The following is a 24,720-nucleotide window of genomic DNA, read 5'->3' as shown; positions in this document are numbered from 1 at the left end:
CGGCTCCTTCAATCAACAGGTAATGAATGACTCACAACCAGCTTGACGATGAGCGAGGGTTTCCCGAAAGTGCCACATACGTGAGCGAGGGTTTCCCGAAAGTGCCACATACGTGAGCGAGGGTCAGAAGAGGCCCACCGGGTTGCCATGCTCATCGACGTCCATTCGCATCGCGGCGGGTTCCTTAGGTAAACCCGGCATCGTCATGACAGCACCCGTCAGAGCGACAATGAAGCCCGCCCCGGTCTTGGGAATCAGCTCGCGGACGTGGACCGTGAAACCTTTGGGGGCGCCCAACTGGGACGCGTCGTCAGTGAATGAATACTGCGTCTTTGCCATGCAAACGGGCATTCCGCTCCAGCCGTTTCTCCGGATGTCCGCGAGGCGCCTGAGCGCTGGGACCGAAAACTCCACACCGTCGGCACCATAGATTTCCTGCACGATCGTGCGGATCTTGTCTTCAATGGACAGGCCAAGGGGGTACAAGTGCCGGAAGTCCGACGGCGTTGCTGCCGCCACCGCCGCGGCGACCTTCGCCGCGAGCTCGTCACCGCCGTCGCCCCCTCCACCTCGGCCCCAGACGTCCGCCACTGCCGCCTGCACTCCCTCCTGGGCGCACCAAGCCAGCAACCATTCGAGCTCTTCGCTTGTGTCCGTCGAGAATTTATTGATTGCAACAACCGGTGTGACGCCAAACTTCTCCACATTGTGGACGTGCCGTTTTAAGTTCTCGACCCCAGCGGCGAGTGCCTCGACGTTGGGCTCCTTGAGCAGCTCCTTCGGGACGCCACCCTGCATCTTCAGCGCCCTGATAGTCGCGACCACGACGACGGCGGACGGCGCCACGTCCGCGATGCGCGACTTGATGTCCATGTACTTTTCGGCACCGAGGTCGGCGCCGAATCCAGCTTCCGTGACCACAATGTCGGCGAGTTGTTGGGCAGTTCGTGTGGCGATGAGCGAGTTGCAGCCGTGCGCGATGTTGGCGAACGGGCCGCCGTGCACCAGGGCCGGCGTTCCTGCGATGGTCTGCACGAGATTCGGTTTGATGGCGTCCTTCAACAGCATGGTCAGGGCACCCTGGACGCCGAGATCGGCCACGGTGACCGGCTGACGGTCATAGCTGTATCCGAAAGTGATGCGGCCGAGGCGCTCGCGGAGGTCATCCAAGTCCGTCGCGAGGCAGAAGACGGCCATGATTTCGGACGCCACGGTTATGTCGAATCCGTCCTGTCGCGGCACTCCCTGAGCGGGCCCGCCCAAGCCGATGACGATCTCGCGCAGCGAGCGGTCGTTCATATCGAGAACCCGTTTGAAGGTCATGCGGCGTGGATCAATGTTGAGCTCGTTGCCTTGGAATATGTGGTTGTCCACGAGGGCCATCAGGGCATTATTTGCCGAGGTGATCGCGTGGAAGTCGCCGGTGAAATGCAGGTTGATCTGGTCCATGGGGAGAACCTGGGAATAGCCGCCCCCGGTCGCGCCTCCCTTCATGCCCAAGATCGGTCCAAGGGACGGTTCGCGTAGCGCGATCATCACGCGGTGACCGGCCCGCGCCAAGGAATCGGCAAGTCCTACCGTGGTTGTGGATTTTCCCTCACCCGCGGGCGTTGGGGACATAGCCGAGACGAGGACTACCTTGCCCGCGCGTTTGGCATCCGGGAGACGGAGCTTGGCGGGATCGATCTTCGCCTTGAACCGGCCGTACAGTTCCAACGCATCGACGTTGATCCCGGCACGCTCCGCGATCTCCTCGATGGGACGCATCGCCGCATTCTGGGCAATTTCAAGGTCGCTCAAGATCTTGTTTTCAGACATCCTTGTCCTCAAATCCGTGCGGAACACTGTGCGCGACAATCTATCAGGCGTGTCCCCATTGGTGAGCGAGCGTCGTCGGGATTGGGCACATAGGTGAGCGAGCGTCGCCGGGAGGGGGCACATTGGTGAGCGAGCGTCGTCGGGATTGCCTTCATTGGTGAGCGAGCGTCGCGGGAGGGGACACATAGGTGAGCGAGCGTCGCCGGGGGGCACATTGGTGAGCGAGGGTCTAGCTTGGGCGGAGGAGGACAGCACCGATGGCTGCGTGGTAGCTCTCGAGCGTGATGGCTGCCGTCCTCTGCCAGCCGAAGGACTCCGCATGCACGGCGGCGGCACGACCCATATCTTCGCGGGTGCGGGGATCGTCGTACAGGGCTTCGATGACGTCGGCCCAGCGGGAGGGATCGTGGCCGTTAACCAAAATACCCGTCCGACCGTCGGCAAGAGCGCGGGACAGTCCACCCACGTTGGTGGCCACCACCGGAGTGCCGCAAGCCTGCGCCTCGAGGGCAACAAGCCCGAACGATTCGCTGAAGGATGGCATCAGCACGACGTCGGCTGACCGGAACCAGCCCGCCAGCTTGGGCGCCTTGACCGGCGCACGGTGCGTTACGACGTCGTCGAGCCCTGCGGCCGTGATGAAGGACTGTAGATTGAAGTCCTTGGCGCCGCTTAAGGCGCCAAGGATGGTCAGCTCGAGGTCGATGTCGGGCCGCCTCTTGCGGAGGATGCCGGCAGCCTCGATGAAGACCTGCGGGCCCTTGAGCCGTTGGATGCGTCCGGCGAAGAGCAAGTGGAAACTGCCCGGCCGCACACCAAGTTCGGCGCGGGACCGGGCCCGGAACGCTGGAGTGAACACGGTGAGGTCAACGCCGGGGGGTGCGATGTCGATATGGTCGAAATCGGCGTTGTAGTGCGATACGAGCTCCTGGGCTTCGGCGGGCGTGTTGGCCACGAGGCGCGTGGCCCCATCCACGATCCGTTGTTCGCCGTCTTCACGCAGGCGCGGTTCAGGCCGCTCGCCGGATTCGAGCACCAAGTTCTTGACCTTCGCCATCGTGTGCATCGTGTGGATCAGCGGCACGTTCCACAATGCGGAGAGTTCCAGGCCGGCCACACCGGAAACCCAGTAGTGCGAATGGATGGCGTCGTAACGGCCGTGCGGTTGCCGTTGCCGGATCCTCTCGATTTCGGCAACCATGGCATGGAGGAGCTCGGGAAGTTCCTCCTTGGGCAGTTTCCGGGGCGGGCCTGCCAGGACGTTATGGACGCAGACGCCGGGACCGGGATGTTCGACGGCGGGCTGCCCGGCGGACGTCGAACGCGTGAAGATCTCTACCTCCACGCCAAGATCCGCCAACGCCATGGCCAGCGCCCGGACGTACACATTCATGCCGCCGGCATCGCCCGAACCCGGCTGCTCCATGGGGGAAGTGTGGAGTGACAGGAAGGCCACGCGACGGATCAACGACACCTCTACCTCCTGTATCCAACGCAATTCAACAAGCCTCGCAAAGTGACAAATCCTCTGCGTCCCAGCGAAAACACTACTCCTGACCTCCCTGGCATTGCAGCCGGACCAAGAGGGCCCGCTGCGCATGGCGGGCTGATACCGTAACGGACGTGAGCCACTCAAACAGCGAAGCAGGAACGCCGACGGCCGTTAAGTACGAGATCCGGCCCGCCGAGGAAAGCGACTGGCCCGGGATCTGGGCCGTCCTGGAACCCGTGATCCGGGCAGGGGAGACATTCACCTGGGACCGCGACACCACCGAAGAAACGGCACGGGGCAAATGGTTCAAGGAGGCGCCCGGCCTGACCTTCGTGGCAGTGCGCGACGGCGAAGTGCTGGGCACCGGTGAACTGCACGCCAACCAGGGCGGCGGCGGAAGCCATGTGGCCAACGCCGGCTACATGGTCCATGCCGACCACGGCGGGCAGGGAATCGCTCGAGCGCTGTGTGCGTATTCCTTGGTTGCCGCCCGGGATTCCGGGTTCAAGGCCATGCAGTTCAATGCGGTCGTCGAGAGCAACGTCCGCGCAGTGGGCCTGTGGCAGTCCATGGGCTTCCGCATCATGGCGACGATCCCCGAGGCCTTCCAGCATCCGACCCTTGGCTACGTGGGGCTGCACGTCATGTACCAGGAGCTCTAAGAGCTTTGCACAATCGTGGCCGCGGCGTAGTCTGCCGTGCATGGACGCAACGCCCAGGACTGGATTCGATCCCCTCGCTGCCATCCGCGGGGATGAGCGGGAAGACGGGGCTGATTCGGGGTGCGATCTTCTGCTGACAGGCACAGTGTTCCAGGACATCATCTTTACCGGACTGGACCGAAGCCCTGAACCAGGGACCGAAGTGTGGAGCCAAGGCATGGGGACCTGCCCTGGCGGCGTGGCCAACCAAGCCATCGCGGCTGCCCGGCTTGGGCTGCGAACCAGCCTTGCGGCGGCCTTCGGGGATGACGGATACGGGGACTTCAACTGGCGCATCCTGGAAAGCCAGGAGCATGTTGACCTTTCCCTGTCCAGGCGGTTCGAGGGCTGGCATTCCCCGGTCACCGTCTCCTTGTGCGTCGATCAGGACCGTTCCATGGTCACCCACGGCCACCCCTCGCCCATGAGCGCGTCCGAACTGATTGGCGATCCGCCCAAGGCGCTCGCTGCCGTCGCGGATCTCGCCGAGGAGCCGGAGCCATGGATGTTGGCGGCGCGGAAAGCCGGCGTCAAACTCTTCGGCGACGCAGGATGGGATCCGACCGGGGCGTGGTCGTCGAAGCGGCTGGACCAGCTCAGCAATTTCTACGCCTTCATGCCGAACCAACGGGAGGCGATGGCCTTTACCGGCAAGGACAACCCATGGTCTGCGCTCTACACGCTCGCCGACCGCGTTCCGGTGGCTGTAGTGACGTTGGGTGCGCAGGGAGCCATGGCCGTGGATTCCGAAACCGGTGAGGAGGAATGGGTGCCGTCCCTTCCCGTGACGGCGTACGACCCCACGGGAGCGGGCGACTGCTTTGGTGCGGCGTTTGTTGTGGGCTGCCTGGCCGGGTGGCCTTTGGGAGACCGGCTCCGTTTTGCCAATCTTTGCGCCTCGCTGGCGGTGCAGGAAGTGGGCGGCTCGCTTGCTGCGCCTGGTTGGGGTGACATCGCCGACTGGTGGCAGCGAGCGAACGCCCGGAGGGAGCGGCAGTCCAGCCAGTGGCTCAAACGGTTCGCCTTCCTCGAGGACATTGTGGAGGATGTCCCGCCCGGGGCCCAACGTCGTGCGACAGCCACGATCGCCCACAACTCGGACGCGTGAGCGGCGCTCACTCGCCGGACAAGCCGCTCACCCTGCTGGACAACCCCTACACCCCCAGTCAACCCGCACGCCGCCGCGGCACTAGAATCGTGAGGGTGACTTACGAAGCAGCTGCCAGTTTCGAGCCCTCGACGAAATCGGGTTCGGCAACGGTCCTCGAACGATCAGCCGTCATTGACCTGGACGCCGTCCGGCACAACGTACGCCAGTTCGTGGCCATCGCCTCGCCTGCAAACGTCATGGCCGTGGTCAAGGCCGACGCCTATGGGCACGGCGCAGTGCAGGTGGCGCGGGCAGCCCTTGAAGCCGGCGCCCGATGGCTCGGTGTTGCCCATATTTCGGAGGCTTTGGCGCTACGCGCTGCCGGAATCGATGCCCCCATGCTGGCTTGGTTGCACACCACCCAAAGCAACTTCCAAGCGGCGGTCGCCGCCGGCGTCGACGTCGGGATATCCGGCTGGGAGCTGGACGCGGTGGTCGCCGCGGCGCGCGAACAGGAGCGGCCGGCCCGTATCCATCTCAAGGTTGACACCGGCCTGGGCCGCAACGGCTCCACCATTGCCCAATGGGACAAAGTGGTGGGCCAGGCCATGGAATACCAGGACGAGGGCCTCCTGCGCGTTGTGGGTATCTTTTCGCACTTGGCCGTGGCCGATGAACCCCACCGTCCCGAGACCGACGAGCAGTTGGCGGCCTTCCGGGAAGCGATTGCCGTGGCCGAGGACGCCGGAGTGGACACCGAAGTCCGGCATCTCGCCAACACTCCCGCCACGCTTTCGCGCCCGGATGCCCACTTCGACCTCGTCCGCGTGGGGCTCGGCCTTTACGGATTGTCCCCTTTCGAAGGACAAAGCTCTGCGGAACTTGGTCTCCGCCCCGCCATGACGGTGCGCACCCTCGTTTCCAATTGCAAGCGCGTGCCCGAAGGCCAAGGGGTGTCCTACGGACTCAACTACCGGACTTCCAGCGAGAGTGCCTTGGGCCTGATCCCGCTCGGTTATGCCGACGGCGTGCCGCGGGTCGCCACCGGCGGACCGGTGCGGGTCAGCGGGGTCAACTACCCCGTTGTGGGCCGGATCGCCATGGACCAGATGGTCATCGACCTTGGGAATGCGGTGACGGACGAAGCCGGTTGGCTGGGTGCCGAAGCCGTCATGTTTGGTGACGGAGCCGACGGCGGCCCGACGGCGGACGACTGGGCTGCCGCCGCGGGAACCAACAACTATGAGATTGTCACCCGCATCAGCCCGCGCGTGCCGCGCATCTACGTCAATGAGACTCCGGCGGCGGATGCGCGGTGAGCGGGGCTTCGATTGATAGGACCCCGTTGAGTGCGGCATTGTGGGAACGGACCGTCAAGGTCGCGACGGCGGAGCAGACGCACGCGTTGGGCTCGGCGCTCGCCGGGGTCCTTGAGCCGGGCGACCTGCTCGTCCTGACAGGCGAACTCGGTGCCGGCAAGACCACCTTCACGCAGGGACTCGGCGAAGGACTGGGCGTCCGTGCCGGCGTCATCTCGCCCACGTTCGTCCTGGTGCGGATTCACCCCAACCTGCCCGACGGGCCACGCCCCGGCGGCCCGGATTTGGTCCACGTTGATGCTTACCGGCTGGCGTCCGCCGCGGAAATCGACGACATCGACCTCGAAAACACCATGGACAACTCAGTGACGGTTGTCGAATGGGGGCGCGAGCGCGTGGAACACCTTTCGGATAGTCGCTTGGACATCGAGATGCACCGGACGGTGGGCGGCGCGGATTCGACGGTCGCCAGTGCGGCCACGACCCAGGATGCTGTGCTGGACTTCGACCCGGAGGACGACGACGAACCGCGCACTATCGTTTTCCGCGGCTTTGGCCCTCGCTGGAGCGCCGTGCCGGAATTACTGGAGGAGAACGCCTGATGCTGATTTTGGCCATTGATACTTCGGCCGTGGCGAGTGCGGCACTCATCTCGGACGATGCCCTGGAAGGCGTAGTGGAGTCCTTCGCCACGGAGGACACCCGCAGCCATGCCGAGGTGCTGGCGCCCGGCATTGAGAAACTCCTGGCCGACGCCGGCGTCAGCGGCGCCGACATCGACCTCATCGTCACGGGCGTTGGCCCAGGACCATTCACCGGGCTTCGTTCAGGGATTGCAACGGCCCGCACTTTGGCATTTGCGTGGAACAAGCCGCTTTTCGGTCTGATGAGCCTGGACGCGATCGCTTTGGAAGTGGCCGAATCAACGGAGGCGCAGGCAGAGTTCCTCGTGGCCACGGATGCCCGTCGCAAGGAGGTCTACTGGGCGCGCTACACGCTCAACGATAGCCAGCTCCCGGAGCTCGTGGACGGTCCGCACGTCGGTTTCGCATCGGAGTTGCCCGATCTCCCGGTCTTCGGTGCCGGCGGAGGCATCTATGCGGACGTGGTCAACGCGAACGAGGAATTCAGCAGCACCCAGCCCGACGCCGCCTCGTTGGGCCAGTTCGCCATGGCCCTCTTGGCAGCAGGCGCGGAGCTGCCGGATTCCACACCCTTGTATTTGCGGGAATCCGATGCGCAAGTGCCGGGCCCGAGGAAGCGTGCCCTGTGAACCCCTCGTACCAGTTCAAACTCGACGGCGTGACCTTGCGCGACATGACCGCTGACGACGTCACTGCCGTCGAGGTCCTCGAACGTCGGCTCTTCCCGGTGGATGCGTGGCCGATGCAGATGTTTTTCGATGAACTTGCCCAGGTTGATACCCGCCGCTACGTGGTTGCCGAATCCGACGGCCAGATTGTGGCCTACGCGGGGCTCATGTGCATCGAGCCGATCGCCGACGTCCAGACGATCGCCGTCGTGCCCGAATTCGAAGGCAGGGGAATTGGCTCCGCCATCCTCACGGAACTGATCGAAGAGGCCCGACGGCGCGGCGCGGTGGAAGTGCTCCTGGAGGTCCGTGCCGACAATCCGCGCGCGCAGGCCTTGTACGTGCGGTTCGGCTTCGAGCAGATCCATGTGCGTCGGCGGTACTACCGCGACGGTACGGATGCCCTCATCATGAGGCTGACATTGACTGAAGGAATTCCGGCATGAACCGCTCCCACACCGTCCAGCCGCTCGTGCTAGGGATCGAGTCCTCCTGCGACGAAACCGGCGTAGGGATTGTCCGTGGCACCACTTTGCTGACCAACACGGTGTCTTCCTCGATGGACGAGCACGTCCGCTTCGGCGGCGTCATTCCGGAGATCGCTTCGCGTGCGCACTTGGACGCTTTTGTTCCCACGCTGCAGGAGGCCTTGCACGAGGCAGGGGTCACGCTGGACGATATCGACGCCATCGCCGTGACCTCCGGACCTGGCTTGGCGGGCGCGCTCATGGTGGGTGTTTGCGCGGCCAAGGCACTTTCTGTTGCCACGGGCAAACCGCTCTATGCGATCAACCACTTGGTGGCGCATGTCGGCGTCGCGCTCCTTGACGGGGGTGCCGGCGGCACTGGGGGACTCGGTTCGGCCGGCCGGCTGCCGGAAAATCTCGGCGCGTTGCTGGTCTCTGGCGGGCATACGGAAATCCTGCGCATCCGCAGCATCACCGACGACGTCGAGATGCTAGGCTCCACGATCGACGACGCCGCGGGCGAGGCCTACGACAAAGTGGCGAGGCTCCTGGGCCTTGGCTACCCGGGCGGACCGGCCATCGACAAACTCGCCAAGGAAGGCAACGCCAAGGCCATCCGCTTCCCGCGCGGCCTGACGCAACCCAAGTACATGGGAACCACGGAGGAGCCGGGACCCCATCGCTACGATTGGTCCTTCAGCGGGCTCAAGACCGCCGTCGCGCGCTGCGTTGAACAGTTCGAAGCGCGCGGTGAGGACGTTCCCGTTGCCGATATCGCGGCTGCATTCCAGGAAGCGGTAGTGGACGTGATCACGTCCAAGGCTGTCCTGGCGTGCAAGGAGAACGGGATCACGGACCTCCTGCTGGGCGGCGGCGTTGCAGCCAACTCCCGGCTCCGTGAGCTGACAGGGCAACGCTGCAGCTCTGCCGGGATCACCTTGCATGTGCCGCCGCTGCCACTGTGCACCGACAACGGCGCCATGGTTGCTGCCTTGGGCTCGCAGCTCATCATGGCGGGAATCGATCCTAGCGGCGTCGCGTTCGCTCCGGATTCTTCCCTACCGGTGACCACGGTATCGGTGTAGGCGCCGGAGTCCGGCTGCATGCTGGACAGCAGGGCTAAGCGGCCGGAGGCTATGCGGTCGGAACGGACCGCATTTGCTCCACGAGATCCTGCACGACCGCGTGAAGATCGCCGTCGTGCTGGGCGGCGACGCGGCGCTGGCGCTGGTAGCCTGCTCCGCGGGCGATGATCTTTTCGACGTCGGCCAGTTCCGCCGAGCAACCCAGCTTTTCCGCGACAGGCGCCAGGCGCAGCAGCGTTTCCTTCAGATGCTCAGTGACGAGCTGCTCGTTGCCTTCGGCATCGAGGATGATGATCGCGTCCATGCCGTAACGGGCGGCGCGCCACTTGTTTTCCTGGATGTGCCATGGCGGCATGGTCGGAATGCTGCCGCCGTTGTCCAGGATCGTGGAGAACTCGTCCACGAGGCATTGGGTCAGGGCAGCGACAGCGCCGACTTCCTCAAGGGTGGCCAGGCCGTCGCAAATGCGCATTTCGATCGTGCCCAGATTCGGCACGGGCCGGATGTCCCAGCGGATTTCGGACAGGGTGTCGATCACTCCGGTAGTGAACATGTCCTGGACATAGGACTCGTATTCGGCCCAGCTGGGGAACTGGAAAGGCAGCCCTGCCGTGGGCAGTTGCTGGAACATGAGGGCGCGTTGTGACGCATAGCCAGTGTCTTCGCCGCCCCAGAACGGGCTCGAAGCGGACAATGCCTGGAAATGCGGGAAGTAGTTGACCAAGCCATCGAGGATGGGGAGCGCCTTGTCCCTTCGGTCCAGGCCGACATGGACGTGCACCCCGTAGATGACCATTTGCCGTCCCCACCATTGGGTGCGGTCGATCAGTTTGGCATAGCGTTCTTTGTCCGAGACCGGCTGGAGCTGAGGCGGGCTGAAGGGATGGCTTCCGGCGCAGAAAAGCTCCACCCCCATGGGGTCGGTGACTTCCCTGACGGCCCGCAGGGACCGGGCCAGGTCTTCCTTGGCTTCCTTGACGGTGTTGCACACGCCCGTGACAAGTTCCACGGTGTTCAAGAGCAGTTCCCGTTTGATGTGCGGATGCTCGTCGTCTTCGTTCAAGTCCGGATGCCGCGATGCCACGCCCCGCAGGACCTCATTCGCAACGGAGACCAATTCGCCGGTGCGTGCGTTGACGAGCGCGAGCTCCCATTCCACCCCCAGGGTCGACTGCCTGGATGAAGCGAAATCAATCTGCACGTGGGTCCCCTCGGTATTTGCCAAAAACGCCCTGAGCAATGCCCGCCGTGGGGCCGTCAGCGGTTGGCTCAAGTCTAATGCAGGGGCGGTACGGTACCGCATGATGGGAACCGCGAGGTAAAACAGGAAACCAACTTTTGCTAATGAGAATTATTTGCATCTATGATAGTTGACATGCATCTTTCTGTTGTCAGCTCACTGGACAGCCAATGCCGCGAAGCGGCCACCGCCAGGCTTGGGCGGACCCACCGCGATTCGGTGGTGGTCCTTCACGACCTCCTGGACGGTTCCGTCGTTTTGCGGAGGGTTTTCCGCGACGGCGAACTGGTGGAGCGGGCACAAACCGTCTTGGAGCACGGTTGCCTCAGCTGCACGGTCCGCCTTGATGTTGTCCCGACGGCGGAACGCCTCGCGTCCTCCGGCCATGACCACATCGTCCTGGGCCTGCCACCGGGTGTCTCCGTGGAGATGGCGGTGGCCGAACTCAAACGGGGCCTTGAGCGGCCTGCCCTCATTGACAACGCCGTGTTGGCGATCGATCCCTCCGGCCTGGAAGACCATATCTGGGACAAACACACCCTGTATGAATCCGGCTTCACGGCCATGCCCGAAGATGACCGCACCAGCGGAGAATTTCTCATTGGGGAATTGAGCCACGCGGATACTGTCATGGTGCACGCCGGTCTGGGGACAGAGCTCACCGGCTTGCGCCCGGACTCAAGCGAGGCCTGGACCCACGGCGTGGAACTTCTTGGGCAGCTTGCGCCGCACGCAGCCATTTCCGCGGGCGACGACGACTTCCGGCCCGGCTGCTACGACGGCGCCGAGGCTCTCGCGAGACTCCGTCGTGGTTCCGTGAGGGTGCCGCTCGAGGAGGAGTCGGGGAGTTTCCGGACAGTGCTCCACAAAGTGGAGCGTCCGCTTCATCCGGGGCGCTTCCAGGAGGCGCTCCCCAAGTTGGCCGAGGGATGCCACTGGATGCGGGGCCGCTTGTGGATTGCTTCGGCGGCCAAGGTTCGGATCGCGGTGCAGGGAATCGGGCCGCGTGTTTGGCTCGAGAGCACTGGCGAGTGGCTTGCGGACGCCGGCGCCGGCCCTGTCCTCGACGGCAAAGGGCTGCAGCACGGAAAGGCACTCCACGACGTCGACGCCGTTCTCGACTGGCACCCCCGCTTTGGTGACCGCGGCACTGTGCTGGCCGTGACCGGACGAGGGGAGGACCTCGACGCCGCGGAAATCCGGGCCCTGCTGGACAGTTGTGCACTGAGCGAAGCGGAGCTGCGGCACGGCTTCGCTGGACTCGAGGACCCTTTTGAACTCGAATCCACCCTTTAGCCGAGCTCCAGCCTCGGTGGAACAAAGCCCGAATCAAACAAGTCAAAACCCGAGAAGGAGAACCCCATGAAAGTCAGGAACTCGTTGCGTGCCCTCAAGAAGATCCCCGGCGCTCAAGTGATCCGCCGGCGCGGCCGCACCTTTGTCATCAACAAGCTGAATCCGCGCTTCAAGGCGCGCCAAGGCTAGCTCCCCGTCTAGGCTGGGCAGAGAACCCGCTACGCGAAGGAAGCCCCGTTATGCCGATCCTCAATAAAGACATGACGCTCTGTATTTCTCTCTCTGCCCGGCCAAGCAATAACGGAACGCGTTTCCACAACTTCCTGTACGAAGCGCTCGGCCTGAATTGGATCTACAAGGCCTTCGCTCCCACCGACCTCCCGAACGCGATCGCCGGCGTGCGCGGCCTGGGCATCCGCGGCTGTGCCGTCTCGATGCCTTACAAGGAAGACGTCATCGCCCTCGTCGACCGGATGGATGCTTCGGCCGCCGCTATCGACTCGGTCAACACGATCGTGAACGACGCCGGCGTGCTGACGGCCTACAACACGGACTACACCGCGATCGCCCAGCTGATCGAGCGCAACGCGATCGACCCGGCGTCGTCCGTGCTGCTCCGTGGGTCCGGCGGTATGGCCAAGGCCACCGCGGCGGCCTTCCGCGACGCCGGATTCTCCCGCGTTACTGTGGTTGCCCGGAACGAAAAGCTCGGGCAGTCCCTCGCAGGACTCTACGGCTTCGGCTGGCAGGCCGAACTGGGGGAGTCGACGGCGGACGTCCTCGTCAACGTCACACCGATCGGCATGGCCGGCGGACCCGAGTCCGGCTCGCTGTCCTTCCCCGAAGCGGCGGTGGCGGCCGCGCAGGTAGTGTTCGACGTCGTCGCCCTCCCCTCCGAAACGCCGCTCATCAAGGCCGGCCGTGCGGCAGGAAAGACCGTGATCAGCGGCGCCGAGGTAGCCACCATCCAGGCGCTCGAACAGTTCGTGCTCTACACGGGCATCACGCCCACGCCGGAGCAGGTGGCCGCTGCCGAGGAGTTCACCCGCGCCCAATAGGGCACCACGGCCCAGAGACCAGCTCAGGCAGCGGCTACCGGCTCCACCACAACAGCCACCTTTTCCTCGCCGATCCTGGTGAGGACCAGGGTGGCTGTTTTGTTGCCGCGGCCTTTTGCCGAGCCCTTTCCAGCCGGCAGCAACTGTTTGCGCAGTTCCTCAGGGGTGACGGAGGTGCCGCGCTTCTTGATGTCCAGGACCCCGACGCCGTTGGCCTTCACCCACGCTTTGAGGGCCTTGATGTTCAACGGCATGACTTCCAGGACTTTGTAGGCGCGGGCGAACGGTGTCTCAACCAGTTCCGGAGCGCAGATATAGGCGATGTGTTGGTCCACCAAGTGGCCGCCGAGCCGGAGTGCGACATCGGCCACCAGGCCCGCACGGATCACCGCCCCGTCCGGTTCGTACAGGTATCCCTCCACGGGCCCGACGTCGGGCACCGGGCCGCCGTCGAAATCTTCGCCGCTGGTGATCTCGGCTGCGCCCTGGGGCCCGAGCACCAAGGCCGCGCGGCGGATGCCCGGACGGGCGACGTCGTTGAACCACAGCGTTACTTCCGTGACGTCCCCTCCCACCGAAACCCACTGTGCCTCGCAGTCGGCCGGAACCGATTCGTGCGGCATTCCCGGGCCCATCTTGACCCCGACGGACTTGCCGGTAGCGGCAAGCGATTCAACGAAGGACAACGGCGGCGAGAACGCCTCCGGATCCCAGATCCGTTTGGTACCCGACGACGACGTCGTGCGGCGCGCCGGATCGAGCCACACGCCGTCGACCCCGTCGAGGGACACGGACGTGGCGTCAGAGTGCACCACCGACGCATGCGGGAAAGGCATGAGGTTGATGGTGGCGCACGCTGCGGTAGTCTCATCCAGTTCCACGGCGGTGACCTTGATGTCCATGGAGGCCATCGCCATGGAGTCGGCTCCAAGCCCGCAGCCGAGGTCCGCTACGTGCTGCGTGCCCGCCTTGGCGAATCGCTCGGCGTGCCTGGCTGCCACATTGAGCCGGGTGGCCTGTTCCAGGCCCGCCTGGGTGAAGAGCATCTGCCGGGCGAATTCTCCGAACTTGGCCTCGGCCCGCGTGCGGAGCCTGGACTGGGTGAGGACGGCCGCCACGAGTGCGGGGGAGTGGCCATCTTTGCGCAGGCGCGCATTGAGGGCGAACGCTTCGCCGTCACGGTATGGTCCCAAGGATGCCAGCAGTTCCCAACCCTCCGTTGTCAGCAAGGGGGCAATCTGGTCCGGGGGTGTGTCAGCCATGGGAACTAGCCTAGTGCTCGCCCGTCATACAGTGCGGAGGGGGAGCCGGGAGCACCCGGGCGGATAGGGTTGATGCCATGGAAGACAACCCAGTACGCCAGCCTGACGACGCCAATGGTTCTCCCTTTGCCCCCGATAAACGCCCGTTCGCCGGAAATCTCTCCAAGTATGCCCGCCCCGCGCTCATCGTGGGTGCCTTGATCGCCATTGTCTGCATCGCGCTGTTGATCATTATTTTCTTCCTCGACTCCTTCAACGCTGCCACCTACTCGATGACCGGAAAGAGCGTCCAGGACGCCACGGATGAGGCCCGGGAGATCCGCGACACCTACACCGGTGCGCGCATCGGAGCGATCGTCGGGCTGGTGGTGTTCGGCGTCGTCGCGCTCGCCAGCGGCGTAGTGCTCTACCTGAACCGCGGAAACGCGCCGAAGGAAGAGTACGACGACGGTGAGGACGTTGACTTCGACGACCTCGCCGGGCAATGAACTACTTGAGCCGGAAGCGGCTCTTGGGACGTTCACCCGTGACGGAATTCTGGCACTCGCCTTGACCGAGTGCTAATGCTTACATAGAGTCTTGATTAGCACTCTCCCTAGGCGGGTGCTAATCATGCCGCCAGGCACTTACCGGCACCGCGACGACGGTAAGCACGCCACGGCACCCCTGGTTTGATAGTCCATGTACTACCTCACGTAAAGGAGAGATCCGAGTGTCGGTCTCCATTAAGCCTCTCGAGGATCGCATTGTTGTCCGCCCGCTCGAAGCAGAGCAGACCACGGCTTCCGGCCTGGTCATCCCGGACACTGCACAGGAAAAGCCGCAGGAAGGCGAAGTTGTTGCAGTTGGCCCCGGCCGCTTCGATGACAACGGCAACCGCGTCCCCGTCGACGTAACCGTCGGCGACGTCGTCATCTACTCCAAGTACGGCGGAACTGAAGTCAAGACCGGCGGCAACGAATACCTCGTTCTGTCCGCCCGCGACGTTCTGGCGATCGTCGTTAAGTAATTCCCTGGATCCCGCATCGCAGATCGAGTCGGACTTCTTCCGGTCGAATCAGCGGTGCGGGTTTTCCGTCTTGAAAGGACACAACCATGGCAAAGCAGCTTGCGTTTAACGACGCTGCCCGTCGCTCGCTCGAAGCAGGCATTGACAAGCTCGCCAACACCGTCAAGGTCACCCTTGGCCCGCGTGGCCGCAACGTCGTTCTGGACAAGAAGTGGGGCGCTCCCACCATCACCAACGACGGCGTGACGATCGCCCGCGAAGTCGAACTCGACGACCCGTATGAGAACCTTGGCGCGCAGCTGGCCAAGGAAGTCGCCACCAAGACCAATGACGTCGCTGGCGACGGCACCACCACGGCCACCGTGCTGGCACAGGCACTCGTCAAGGAAGGCCTGCGCAACGTTGCCGCCGGAGCCGCCCCTGGCGAAATCAAGCGCGGTATCGAGGTTTCCGTCCAGGCCGTGGCTGCCCGCCTCCTGGAGAACGCCCGCGAAGTAGAAGGCACCCAGGTTGCCAGCGTTGCCGCGATCTCCGCCCAGAGCGATGAGGTTGGCGAGCTTCTCGCCGAGGCGTTCGGCAAGGTCGGCAAGGATGGCGTCATCACCATCGAAGAGTCCTCCACCACGCAGACCGAACTGGTCCTCACCGAGGGCATGCAGTTCGACAAGGGCTACCTGTCCCCGTACTTCGTCACTGACGCGGAACGCCAGGAAGCCGTTCTGGAAGACGCGCTCATCCTGATCAACCAGGGCAAGATCTCCTCGCTGCAGGAATTCCTGCCGCTCCTTGAGAAGGCCCTGCAGGCTGCCAAGCCGCTCTTCATCATCGCTGAGGACATCGACGGCGAGGCACTGTCCACGCTGATCGTGAACCGTATCCGTGGCACCCTGAACGTCGTTGCCGTCAAGGCCCCGGGCTTCGGCGACCGCCGCAAGGCCATGCTGCAGGACATTGCCACACTGACCGGCGCACAGGTTGTCTCCCCGGAGCTCGGCCTGTCCCTGGACCAGGTTGGCCTCGAGGTCCTCGGCAGTGCCCGCCGGATCACCGTCACCAAGGACAACACCACCATCGTTGACGGCGCTGGCACGCCCGAGGACGTCGCAGCACGCGTCGCCCAGATCCGCGCCGAGCTGACCCGCACCGACTCCGACTGGGACCGGGAAAAGCTGCAGGAAAGGCTGGCAAAGCTGGCCGGCGGCATCGGCGTCATCAAGGTCGGCGCAGCCACCGAAGTCGAGCTCAAGGAAAAGAAGCACCGCATCGAGGACGCAGTGTCCTCCACGCGTGCGGCCCTTGAGGAAGGCATCGTCTCCGGCGGTGGATCCGCCCTCATCCACGCGCTCAAGGCACTGGACGAGGACGCCGCAGTCAAGGCCCTGGAAGGTGACGCGGCTGCCGCCGTCGGCATCGTCCGCCGCGCCCTGACCCAGCCTCTTCGCTGGATCGCCCAGAACGCCGGCTTCGACGGCTACGTCGTCGTCGCCAAGGTTGCCGAGCTGGAAGACAACCACGGATTCAACGCGAAGTCCGGAGTGTACGAGGACCTGATCGCCGCTGGCGTGATCGACCCCGTCAAGGTCACCCGCTCCGCGCTCCAGAACGCCGCGTCCATCGCAGCCCTGGTTCTCACCACCGAGACCCTGGTTGTCGAGAAGCCGGCCGAGGAAGACGAGCACGCAGGCCACAGCCACTAGTCCCCACCGCCTCCCTAGCCTCGCTTCGCTTCGGCCAGGGAACCCGGGCGGCGTGGGCCCAGACCGCCTCCCTAGCCTCGCTTCGCTTCGGCCAGGGAACCCGGGCGGCGTGGGCCCAGCTGCGTGAAAGAAGGCCCGGTCCCCCTCAGGGGGCCGGGCCTCTTGCATGTACGCCCCTGACCACTTTCGCTCCCGAATACGAGCCCACAGTTGGCACTCGGCATTCGTCCTGTGAACGTCCAGCCGGGCATGACCTAATTGAGTGATGGATGCTTCTCGGATGGATTTCCGATTCGCATTGAACATTACGAATCAGTAAGATTTATGGTTCGATCTAGGTCATTGAGGGGCATTGTGGTGTCAACTGCGCAAGCGACGGCTACAACCAAGGAGCAGCGTCGTTCCAGTGACACAGGGCGAAAGTCGAAGTTTCGGCCCGAAATTCAAGGCCTTCGCTCCCTTGCAGTGCTCATGGTGGTTACGTACCACGTGTGGTTCGGCAGGGTTTCCGGCGGTGTAGATGTCTTCCTTCTGGTCTCCGCCTTCTTGATGACATTGCAGTTCACAAACCGTTATGCGCACCACCGGCCCATGGATCTGCTGAGGCACTGGCTTCACCTGTTCCGGCGGCTGCTTCCGGCCACTGTCGTGGTTCTCCTGGGTACCTTGGCTGCCATCTTCTTGGTACTCCCCAAGACCCGTTGGGCAGCTTTGGTTGACCAGGTCTGGGCGTCCCTTTTCTACGTCCAGAACTGGCTGCTCCAACGGGAGGCCGTCAACTACTACGCCGCCGACCGCAGCCAGGCGAGTCCGCTGCAGCATTTCTGGTCCCTTTCGATTCAAGGCCAGGTCTTCATCCTTTGGCCGGTCATTTTCGCGCTCGTCGCCTTGGTCTGCAGAAAGTATGGCCTTCGTTACAGGGTTGCCCTGACCTATGTGTTCGGGCTGATCTTCCTGGTGTCGCTCACCTACTCGATCATTGCCACGGCGTCGAACCAAACGACTGCCTACTTTGATACCTTCGCCAGGCTGTGGGAGTTCGCCCTCGGAACGCTGGCCGCCCTTGTATTGCCGGTGCTGAAGATTTCGAAGACCGTGCGCGTGGTGATGGGGTGGGCCGGCGTTGTCGCCATGCTGAGCTGCGGGATCGTGCTTCAGGTCCAGACGGCGTTCCCGGGCTTCGTGGCCCTCTGGCCCACCTTGGCAGCGGCCTGCGTTATTGCCGCAGGCCAGACCGGTAGCCGTTTCGGAGTGGACCGGATCCTGAGCTCCAGGCCTCTTGTCCGTCTGGGCGACAACTCCTACGCGCTGTACCTGTGGCATTGGCCGTTGCTGGTCATCTCCCTCATCTGGACTGGAAAAGACCACGCCGGCTGGCTCTCCGGGACAGTCATCATTGCAACCGCCTTGGTTTTGGCCTTCCTGACTACCAAATTCGTCGAGAAGCCGTTCAGGGAATGGAAGTGGCCGGAAGTAAACCGCCGACGTGCCGCCGTCGCGATCGTCGCCTGCCTCACGATCGCGATAGTGCCGTTGCTCGGTTTCAATGTGCAGCAGGCAGTGACCGCCAAAATCGCCATGGACCAAGCACAAAAGGACAACCCTGGAGCTGCTGCGTTGGTGCCGGGCTACGTCAACGAAGTGGGTGCGAACGCGGTTCTGCTTCCCACCGCGGAAAAGCTGGCCCAGGACTGGATGCACTTGCCCAGCCAATGCACAGGAGACCTGAAGCCCGCCTCGAAGATCCTTCAAGGGGCGTGCGGCCAGAACAATCAGTCCGCTGATGCTGCCCGCACCATCCTGGTTCTGGGTGACTCGCATGCGGAGCAGTGGATGGCTGCGGTGGCCCCCATGGCGGATCAGGAGCAATGGCGCCTGTATCACTTGTTGCTCGGCGCTTGTCCTTTCACCGTGGATACATCCGGCCTGGACGCGCAATGCAAGACCTTCGATGACGCAGTTGTCCAGCAAATCGATGAGCATCCGCCGAGTGCTGTGTTCCTCGTGGGGACGGCGGCATCGCCCTCGTCGCCCGATGAACAGCTGACGGTTGGCTTTGAAGACACGGTGAAGATGCTCACAGGGAAGGGCATCAACGTCATCGCCGTGCGTGACAACCCGAGATTCGACTTCAATATGGCTGATTGCGTCGCGGTCAAAGGACAACACAGCCCCGATTGCAACCCCGGCGAGGCCCAGCTGCTTGCGGCCCAAAACCCGCTCGCGTCCCTTCAAGGCAAGTATCCAGGCTTGTCCATATTGGACATGACCGATCTGATTTGCAACGGCGGCGAATGCCCTGGGGTTGTGGGGAACACCTTCGTCTATTTGGACAACAACCACCTCTCGAAGACTTATGTTGAGAGCATGGCGCCCATGTTCAAGGAAAGGTGGCTGGCCGCCACCGGGTGGAGCTGACTGGGCCGGCTAGGCGGTCGGCCAGCTCGACGACGGAAGGCCCCGGGTGCCGTTGCTCACATTGCCCTCGCGGAATATGGGGATCGGCGGCGAGGTTCTACTATTTATTCAGAACCTTTGTGCACAGGCCAGTCCCGTAATGACGGGCTGGTCATCAGCTGCAACCCCTACCAGAGCAACCCCCAAGAACCAAGGTAAGAGGCGCACTCATGACCCAGCCCGAACACGATCCCTTTGGCTTTGTTGGCCTGACCTATGACGACGTCCTGCTGCTGCCGGGCCACACCAACGTCATTCCGTCCGAAGCTGACACCTCCTCCCGGATCTCCAAGCGAATTTCGGTCCAGACGCCGCTGCTGTCTGCCGCCATGGACACCGTCACCGAGTCCCGCATGGCCATCGCCATGGCCCGCCAGGGCGGTCTTGGCGTCATTCACCGCAACTTGTCCATCGAAGACCAGGCCGACCACGTCGACCGCGTCAAGCGCTCCGAGTCCGGGATGATCACCAACCCGCTGACCATCCACCCTGAAGCCACCCTTCAGGAACTGGACGAACTGTGTTCGCGCTACCGGGTTTCGGGCCTTCCTGTCATCGACCCCGATGGCCGGTTGCTGGGCATTGTCACCAACCGCGACACCCGCTTCGTGCCGGAGTCCGACTTCCCGCTGCGGCTGGTCAGCGACGTCATGACCAAGATGCCGCTCATCACGGGGCACGTCGGCATCAGCCGCGAAGAGGCCTCGCACAAGCTGGCCACCAACAAGATCGAGAAGCTGCCCCTCGTTGACGAGCAGGGACGCCTCAAGGGCCTGATCACCACCAAGGACTTCACCAAGGCCGAGCAGTACCCGCTCGCGACGAAGGACGAGGAAGGCCGTCTTCGCGTCGGCGCCGCCATCGGGTTCTTCGGCGATGGCTGGGAACGGGCCATGACCCTGATCGACGCAGGTGTCGACGCACTGTTCGTGGACACCGCAAACGGCCACTCGCAGGGCGTCCTGGACATGATCACGCGCCTGAAGTCCGATCCTGTTGCTGCGCACGTTGACATCATCGGTGGCCAGGCCGCCACCCGTGAAGGTGCCCAGGCACTGATCGACGCCGGTGCCGATGGCATCAAGGTGGGCGTGGGCCCGGGCTCCATTTGCACCACACGCGTCGTTGCCGGCGTGGGCGTCCCCCAGATCACGGCCATCTACGAGTCCTCGAAGGCGGCTATCCCTGCCGGTGTTCCGCTGATCGCCGACGGCGGCCTGCAGTACTCGGGCGATATCGGCAAGGCCCTCGTCGCCGGCGCCGACACCGTCATGCTCGGCTCATTGCTGGCTGGCTGCGACGAGTCGCCGGGTGAGCTGATCTTCGTTAACGGCAAGCAGTTCAAGAGCTACCGGGGGATGGGTTCCCTCGGTGCCATGCAGTCCCGTGGCAAGAACACGTCCTACTCGAAGGACCGCTACTTCCAGGCGGACGTTTCCGGCGATGACAAGCTCATCCCGGAGGGCATCGAAGGCCGCGTCGCATATCGCGGGCCGCTCTCTTCAGTGGCATACCAGCTGGTCGGCGGCCTGCGCCAGACCATGTTCTACACGGGTGCTCCGACCATCGCCGAGCTCAAAGCACGCGGCAAGTTTGTGCGCATCACAGCGGCCGGGCTGAAGGAGTCCCATCCGCACGACATCCAGATGACCGTCGAAGCTCCGAACTACGGTTCCCGCTAGGCGTAATTCCTGTCATAGGCAGTTTCAGGCGAGCCCGCCACCTACATCATGAAGGTGGCGGGCTCGCCTATTTCCGCGGCAAGCCCGCGGTCATGCTGTACGTCACCCTGCCGGTACATCGCGTCGCACTGGGATAACCTAGAGCAGTGACTTATGAGATTGAGATTGGCCGTGGCAAGCGTGGGCGTCGTGCCTACTCCCTGGATGACATCGCGATCGTCCCCAACCGCCGGACGCGCGACCCCAAGGACGTTTCCGTCTCATGGCAGATTGATGCCTACAAGTTCGAGATGCCAGTGATCGCCGCACCCATGGACTCTGCTATGTCGCCCGAAACGGCCATCGCCCTTGGCCGGCTGGGCGGTCTGGGCGTGCTGGACCTTGAAGGCTTGTGGACGCGGTACGAGGACCCCCAGTCCGTGCTGGACGAGATCTCTGCCCTTGCGGATGAAACGGCCAGCCCAGCGGTCACACGGCGCATGCAGGAGCTCTACAAGGCCCCCATCCAGCCCGAACTGATCACCACCAGGCTCGCGGAAATCCGTGCCTCCGGCGTGACGGTGGCCGGTTCGCTGACGCCGCAGCGCACCCAGGAGCACTACAAGACCGTGGTAGCTGCCGGTGTCGACATTTTTGTCATCCGGGGCACCACGGTTTCGGCCGAACACGTCTCCAAGAACCATGAGCCGCTGAACCTCAAGCAGTTCATCTACGAACTCGACGTTCCGGTGATCGTCGGCGGAGCCGCTGGCTACACCCCGGCCTTGCACCTCATGCGTACCGGCGCGGCCGGTGTCCTGGTGGGCTTCGGCGGCGGCGCAACCACCACCACGCGCCGTGCACTCGGCATCCATTCGCCCATGGCTTCCGCCATTTCCGACGTCGCTGCTGCCCGGCGCGATTACATGGATGAGTCCGGTGGGCGCTACGTGCACGTGATCGCCGACGGCGGAATGGGTACTTCGGGTGACATCGTCAAAGCCATCGCCATGGGCGCCGACGCCGTCATGCTCGGCAGCGCTTTGGCCCGCGCGGAAGAAGCCCCGGGCAAGGGCTGGCACTGGGGCCAGGAAGCCCACCACCTTGAGCTGCCCCGCGGCGACAGGGTCAACGTCGGCACTGTCGGTCCCCTCGAAGAAGTACTTTTCGGCCCTGGCCACCACACCAACGGCACGTCCAACCTGATCGGCGCGCTTCGCCGCTCCATGGCGACCACCGGCTATTCGGACCTGAAGGAGTTCCAGAGGGTCGACGTCGTCGTCTCGCCTTACTCGGGCCAGTAGCTCCCGCCCGGACCGCTTTAGCGGTCGCCCGTAAACCCTGCCCAAGCCGCTGGACAAGAAGTAGTGTGGGGAACTACGGGCTTTGTGCGATGGGAGGCGTCCAATGAGCAGTGTTGCAGATGGTTCGCAAAGGGATGATGCATCAAGCGGTGCATTGAGTCCGGAGGCGCGTGCCAGATCCATCGAAGTCCTCAAGGGAACCACCGAGCCTGGCAAGGAACTCGACATCCTTATTGTCGGGGGAGGCGTGGTCGGGGCAGGCGCGGCTTTGGACGCGGTGACCCGCGGCTTGTCCGTGGGTATCGTCGAGGCCCGGGACTGGGCTTCGGGTACCTCGTCAAGGTCCTCGAAGCTGATTCACGGCGGGTTGCGTTACTTGGAAATGCTGGACTTCGCGCTGGTCCAGGAAGCTCTCCAGGAGCGCGGACTGCTGATCCAACAGATCGCACCACACCTTGTCCGTCCGGTCCCGTTCCTGTACCCGCTCACCCGACGTTTTTGGGAGCGGCCCTACGTTGGTGCCGGCATCTTCCTCTACGACACGCTTGGCCTCACCTCCGGCCACAGCCGCGGTGTCCCCATGCACAAGCACCTCTTCCGGCGCGGAACACTGAGGGCCGCACCCAGCCTCAAGAGCGATGCCTTTGTCGGTTCCATCCGCTACTACGATGCACAGGTTGACGACGCCAGGCTGGTGGTCAACGTCGTCCGCACAGCGGCACATTACGGAGCGCATGCCGTGAACAGGATGCGCGTGGTGTCGTTCGTGCGCGAGGGCGAACGCGTAGTGGGCGCGAAGGTGGAAAACCAGGAAGACGGCAGCATCATCGAAGTCCGCGCCAAGCAAGTGGTCAATGCCACGGGAGTCTGGACAGACGAGACCCAGGCCATGGTGACGGATCGCGGCCAGCTCAAGGTCCGTGCATCCAAAGGCATACACCTTGTGGTGCCGCGCGACCGCTTCCAGTCCACGGTCGGGTTGATCCTGAGGACCGAAAAATCCGTGCTGTTCGTCATCCCCTGGGGGCGGCACTGGATCATCGGCACAACGGACACCGACTGGAAGCTGGACAAAGCGCATCCTGCCGCGTCCACGAAGGACATCGACTATGTTCTTGAACACGTCAACCGTGTCTTGAAACGGCCTTTGACCCGCGAGGATGTCGAGGGCGTGTACGCGGGCCTCCGTCCGCTGCTGGCGGGGGAGAGCGACTCCACGGCCAAGCTTTCACGCGAACACGTGGTGGCGCACCCCGTTCCAGGCTTGGTGGTGGTCGCGGGTGGAAAGTTCACCACGTACCGGGTCATGGCGAAGGACGCGGTGGACGAAGCAACCAGGGCCATGGACGAGCGCGTGCCCTCGAGCTGCACCGATACCATCCCGCTCCTGGGCGCCGAGGGATTCAAAGCTGCATGGAACCGGCGGGCAAGAACCGCCGATGAGGCCGGGGTCCACGTGGCCAGGGTGGAGCACTTGCTGAACCGCTACGGATCCATGACCCCAGAAGTCCTGGCCATCATCAAGGACAACCCGGCCATGGCCGAGCCACTGCCTGGCGCCGACGACTATTTGGCGGCTGAGGTCGTCTATGCGGCGACCCACGAGGGTGCACGGCATGTCCATGATGTCCTGACCCGACGCACCCGCATCTCGATCGAGTCATGGGACAGAGGTGTTTCCGCTGTCCCCGTTGTCGCTAAGCTGATGGGAGAAATTCTTGGCTGGAGCGACGCGCAGCGGGAAAGCGAAATCAAGCACTACCTGGCCCGGGTGGAAGCTGAACGGCTCAGCCAACAGCAGCCCGACGACGAATCGGCCGATGCTGCGCGCATGGGCGTCGATGACATCGTTCCCCTCCGCTGAGCGGCCTGGGTTGGCTGGGCACACTGGAGGGAAAACGACTTGGCGGAACCACTGGACCCGTATGATGCCGAACTGACGACGCCGGAGACCGTCATCCTCGAGATGGAAGCGGTCGACAAAACTGATGCCGCGGGGCAGCTCGCGGAAAGGCTCTACGCCGCCGGGCGCATTACGGATCTTGAGGGCTTCCTCGAAGTCGTCAACTCCCGCGAACACCAACTTGCCACCGGGCTACCGGGCGGCATTGGCCTCCCGCATGCCCGCAGCGAGTTTGTTTCCCGGGTTTCCATCGCTGTTGGTGTCACGAAGTTCGGACACTCATTGGACTTCGGCGCCAGCGACGGACCGGCCACGCTGGTCCTGCTCATCGCTACGCCCGCCAGTTCATTCTCGGACCACTTGGAAGTCCTCGCGACCTTGGCCCGCTCGCTGTCCAAGGAATCGTTCAGGGAATCCCTCCGGCGCGCCCACGACCCGGAAGTCATCGCCGAACTGATCAACTCCAGCCTGGTGTTCTTCGACCACTAAAGATTGGGGCAGGCCCTTTCGTGTCGCGTTCCGCGCCACGTAGGGACCCTGCTGCCCCAC

22 protein-coding genes are annotated in these 24,720 nt (G+C 63.7%); 18 read left to right on the top strand and 4 right to left on the bottom strand.

Annotated features, from left to right (window positions below):
- Nucleotides 1-123: 123 nt before the first annotated feature.
- Together QRN52_RS23575 and mshA are read right to left on the bottom strand one after the other, a co-directional pair.
- Nucleotides 124-1,818, bottom strand: a complete 1,695-nt coding sequence (locus QRN52_RS23575; RefSeq protein WP_284756272.1) for a formate--tetrahydrofolate ligase — start codon at nt 1,816-1,818, stop codon at nt 124-126.
- Nucleotides 1,819-2,047: 229 nt separating this feature from the next.
- Complete coding sequence (gene mshA / locus QRN52_RS23570; RefSeq protein ID WP_284756271.1) at nt 2,048-3,292, bottom strand: D-inositol-3-phosphate glycosyltransferase; 1,245 nt, start codon at nt 3,290-3,292, stop codon at nt 2,048-2,050.
- A 149-nt stretch (nt 3,293-3,441) separates the two neighbouring features.
- On the opposite strand from mshA, the gene QRN52_RS23565 reads away from it, so the two are divergent.
- The 7 genes from QRN52_RS23565 (at nt 3,442) to tsaD (ending at nt 9,284) form a co-directional block, all read left to right on the top strand.
- Nucleotides 3,442-3,972 carry a GNAT family N-acetyltransferase gene (locus QRN52_RS23565; RefSeq protein ID WP_390278797.1) on the top strand — a complete coding sequence of 177 codons (531 nt, stop codon included), beginning with the start codon at nt 3,442-3,444 and terminating at the stop codon, nt 3,970-3,972.
- A 40-nt stretch (nt 3,973-4,012) separates the two neighbouring features.
- The gene (locus tag QRN52_RS23560) at nt 4,013-5,119 is read left to right on the top strand and encodes a carbohydrate kinase family protein (protein WP_284756270.1); all 1,107 of its coding nucleotides are present in this window, start codon (nt 4,013-4,015) and stop codon (nt 5,117-5,119) included.
- Between the two features lie 95 nt (nt 5,120-5,214).
- Nucleotides 5,215-6,420: an alanine racemase gene (gene alr / locus QRN52_RS23555; protein ID WP_284756268.1), complete on the top strand. Its 1,206-nt coding sequence runs from the start codon at nt 5,215-5,217 to the stop codon at nt 6,418-6,420.
- 26 nt (nt 6,421-6,446) lie between these two features.
- Nucleotides 6,447-7,022 carry a tRNA (adenosine(37)-N6)-threonylcarbamoyltransferase complex ATPase subunit type 1 TsaE gene (gene tsaE, locus QRN52_RS23550; RefSeq protein WP_284756266.1) on the top strand — a complete coding sequence of 192 codons (576 nt, stop codon included), beginning with the start codon at nt 6,447-6,449 and terminating at the stop codon, nt 7,020-7,022.
- Complete coding sequence (gene tsaB / locus QRN52_RS23545; protein WP_284756265.1) at nt 7,022-7,693, top strand: tRNA (adenosine(37)-N6)-threonylcarbamoyltransferase complex dimerization subunit type 1 TsaB; 672 nt, start codon at nt 7,022-7,024, stop codon at nt 7,691-7,693. Before tsaE ends, tsaB begins: the two co-directional genes overlap by 1 nt.
- 44 nt (nt 7,694-7,737) lie before the next feature.
- Nucleotides 7,738-8,178 carry a ribosomal protein S18-alanine N-acetyltransferase gene (gene rimI, locus QRN52_RS23540; protein ID WP_390278950.1) on the top strand — a complete coding sequence of 147 codons (441 nt, stop codon included), beginning with the start codon at nt 7,738-7,740 and terminating at the stop codon, nt 8,176-8,178.
- Nucleotides 8,175-9,284 (top strand): tRNA (adenosine(37)-N6)-threonylcarbamoyltransferase complex transferase subunit TsaD, encoded by a 1,110-nt coding sequence (gene tsaD / locus QRN52_RS23535; RefSeq protein ID WP_284756261.1) that lies wholly within the window; start codon nt 8,175-8,177, stop codon nt 9,282-9,284. Before rimI ends, tsaD begins: the two co-directional genes overlap by 4 nt.
- Before the next feature lie 49 nt (nt 9,285-9,333).
- Here tsaD and QRN52_RS23530 read toward each other — a convergent pair whose 3' ends face one another.
- Nucleotides 9,334-10,485 carry a glutamate--cysteine ligase gene (locus QRN52_RS23530; protein WP_284756260.1) on the bottom strand — a complete coding sequence of 384 codons (1,152 nt, stop codon included), beginning with the start codon at nt 10,483-10,485 and terminating at the stop codon, nt 9,334-9,336.
- A gap of 174 nt (nt 10,486-10,659) precedes the next feature.
- Here QRN52_RS23530 and QRN52_RS23525 point away from each other — a divergent pair, with 174 nt between their 5' ends.
- The 3 genes from QRN52_RS23525 (at nt 10,660) to QRN52_RS23515 (ending at nt 12,878) form a co-directional block, all read left to right on the top strand.
- Nucleotides 10,660-11,820 carry a GTP-binding protein gene (locus tag QRN52_RS23525; RefSeq protein ID WP_284756259.1) on the top strand — a complete coding sequence of 387 codons (1,161 nt, stop codon included), beginning with the start codon at nt 10,660-10,662 and terminating at the stop codon, nt 11,818-11,820.
- Between the two features lie 66 nt (nt 11,821-11,886).
- Complete coding sequence (ykgO, locus tag QRN52_RS23520; RefSeq protein ID WP_284756257.1) at nt 11,887-12,009, top strand: type B 50S ribosomal protein L36; 123 nt, start codon at nt 11,887-11,889, stop codon at nt 12,007-12,009.
- A 50-nt stretch (nt 12,010-12,059) separates the two neighbouring features.
- Entirely contained in the window at nt 12,060-12,878 is an 819-nt protein-coding gene (locus tag QRN52_RS23515) for a shikimate 5-dehydrogenase (RefSeq protein WP_284756256.1), read from the top strand.
- 23 nt (nt 12,879-12,901) lie between these two features.
- Here the strand turns inward: QRN52_RS23515 and QRN52_RS23510 are convergent, their stop codons facing one another.
- Nucleotides 12,902-14,140, bottom strand: a complete 1,239-nt coding sequence (locus QRN52_RS23510) for a THUMP-like domain-containing protein (protein WP_284756255.1) — start codon at nt 14,138-14,140, stop codon at nt 12,902-12,904.
- 77 nt (nt 14,141-14,217) lie between these two features.
- Between QRN52_RS23510 and QRN52_RS23505 the strand changes: the two genes are divergently transcribed.
- From QRN52_RS23505 to QRN52_RS23470, 8 genes are all read left to right on the top strand, one after another.
- Nucleotides 14,218-14,628, top strand: a complete 411-nt coding sequence (locus QRN52_RS23505) for a hypothetical protein (RefSeq protein ID WP_284756253.1) — start codon at nt 14,218-14,220, stop codon at nt 14,626-14,628.
- 224 nt (nt 14,629-14,852) lie between these two features.
- Nucleotides 14,853-15,149 carry a co-chaperone GroES gene (groES, locus tag QRN52_RS23500; RefSeq protein ID WP_028265041.1) on the top strand — a complete coding sequence of 99 codons (297 nt, stop codon included), beginning with the start codon at nt 14,853-14,855 and terminating at the stop codon, nt 15,147-15,149.
- 86 nt (nt 15,150-15,235) lie between these two features.
- Complete coding sequence (gene groL, locus QRN52_RS23495; RefSeq protein ID WP_284756252.1) at nt 15,236-16,846, top strand: chaperonin GroEL; 1,611 nt, start codon at nt 15,236-15,238, stop codon at nt 16,844-16,846.
- Between the two features lie 324 nt (nt 16,847-17,170).
- On the top strand, nt 17,171-19,264 hold the full coding sequence (locus QRN52_RS23490) for an acyltransferase family protein (protein ID WP_284756251.1): 2,094 nt from the start codon (nt 17,171-17,173) through the stop codon (nt 19,262-19,264).
- A 209-nt stretch (nt 19,265-19,473) separates the two neighbouring features.
- Nucleotides 19,474-20,985 carry an IMP dehydrogenase gene (guaB, locus tag QRN52_RS23485; protein ID WP_184740509.1) on the top strand — a complete coding sequence of 504 codons (1,512 nt, stop codon included), beginning with the start codon at nt 19,474-19,476 and terminating at the stop codon, nt 20,983-20,985.
- Between the two features lie 146 nt (nt 20,986-21,131).
- Nucleotides 21,132-22,268, top strand: coding sequence for a GuaB3 family IMP dehydrogenase-related protein (locus tag QRN52_RS23480; RefSeq protein ID WP_284756250.1), 1,137 nt, complete (start codon nt 21,132-21,134; stop codon nt 22,266-22,268).
- 103 nt (nt 22,269-22,371) lie between these two features.
- Nucleotides 22,372-24,132: a glycerol-3-phosphate dehydrogenase/oxidase gene (locus tag QRN52_RS23475; RefSeq protein WP_284756248.1), complete on the top strand. Its 1,761-nt coding sequence runs from the start codon at nt 22,372-22,374 to the stop codon at nt 24,130-24,132.
- Between the two features lie 39 nt (nt 24,133-24,171).
- Nucleotides 24,172-24,660 (top strand): PTS sugar transporter subunit IIA, encoded by a 489-nt coding sequence (locus QRN52_RS23470; protein WP_236812181.1) that lies wholly within the window; start codon nt 24,172-24,174, stop codon nt 24,658-24,660.
- The last annotated feature ends 60 nt before the right edge of the window (nt 24,661-24,720 follow it).

The organism is Arthrobacter sp. efr-133-R2A-120 (assembly GCF_030209835.1).
GTDB lineage: Bacteria > Actinomycetota > Actinomycetes > Actinomycetales > Micrococcaceae > Arthrobacter.
This window is presented reverse-complemented; position numbering and strand designations above follow the sequence as displayed.

What these genes read in the sequence shown, in the direction of transcription:
- rimI (WP_390278950.1), top strand. Translation starts at nt 7,738, where the DNA reads ATGACCGCTGACGACGTCACTGCCGTCGAGGTCCTCGAACGTCGGCTC.
- tsaB (WP_284756265.1), top strand. Translation starts at nt 7,022, where the DNA reads ATGCTGATTTTGGCCATTGATACTTCGGCCGTGGCGAGTGCGGCACTC.
- QRN52_RS23490 (WP_284756251.1), top strand. Translation starts at nt 17,171, where the DNA reads ATGGTTCGATCTAGGTCATTGAGGGGCATTGTGGTGTCAACTGCGCAA.
- QRN52_RS23510 (WP_284756255.1), bottom strand. Translation starts at nt 14,140, where the DNA reads ATGGCTGACACACCCCCGGACCAGATTGCCCCCTTGCTGACAACGGAG.
- QRN52_RS23575 (WP_284756272.1), bottom strand. Translation starts at nt 1,818, where the DNA reads ATGTCTGAAAACAAGATCTTGAGCGACCTTGAAATTGCCCAGAATGCG.
- guaB (WP_184740509.1), top strand. Translation starts at nt 19,474, where the DNA reads ATGACCCAGCCCGAACACGATCCCTTTGGCTTTGTTGGCCTGACCTAT.
- tsaD (WP_284756261.1), top strand. Translation starts at nt 8,175, where the DNA reads ATGAACCGCTCCCACACCGTCCAGCCGCTCGTGCTAGGGATCGAGTCC.
- groL (WP_284756252.1), top strand. Translation starts at nt 15,236, where the DNA reads ATGGCAAAGCAGCTTGCGTTTAACGACGCTGCCCGTCGCTCGCTCGAA.
- QRN52_RS23560 (WP_284756270.1), top strand. Translation starts at nt 4,013, where the DNA reads ATGGACGCAACGCCCAGGACTGGATTCGATCCCCTCGCTGCCATCCGC.
- QRN52_RS23475 (WP_284756248.1), top strand. Translation starts at nt 22,372, where the DNA reads ATGAGCAGTGTTGCAGATGGTTCGCAAAGGGATGATGCATCAAGCGGT.
- ykgO (WP_284756257.1), top strand. Translation starts at nt 11,887, where the DNA reads ATGAAAGTCAGGAACTCGTTGCGTGCCCTCAAGAAGATCCCCGGCGCT.
- QRN52_RS23515 (WP_284756256.1), top strand. Translation starts at nt 12,060, where the DNA reads ATGCCGATCCTCAATAAAGACATGACGCTCTGTATTTCTCTCTCTGCC.
- QRN52_RS23525 (WP_284756259.1), top strand. Translation starts at nt 10,660, where the DNA reads ATGCATCTTTCTGTTGTCAGCTCACTGGACAGCCAATGCCGCGAAGCG.
- QRN52_RS23505 (WP_284756253.1), top strand. Translation starts at nt 14,218, where the DNA reads ATGGAAGACAACCCAGTACGCCAGCCTGACGACGCCAATGGTTCTCCC.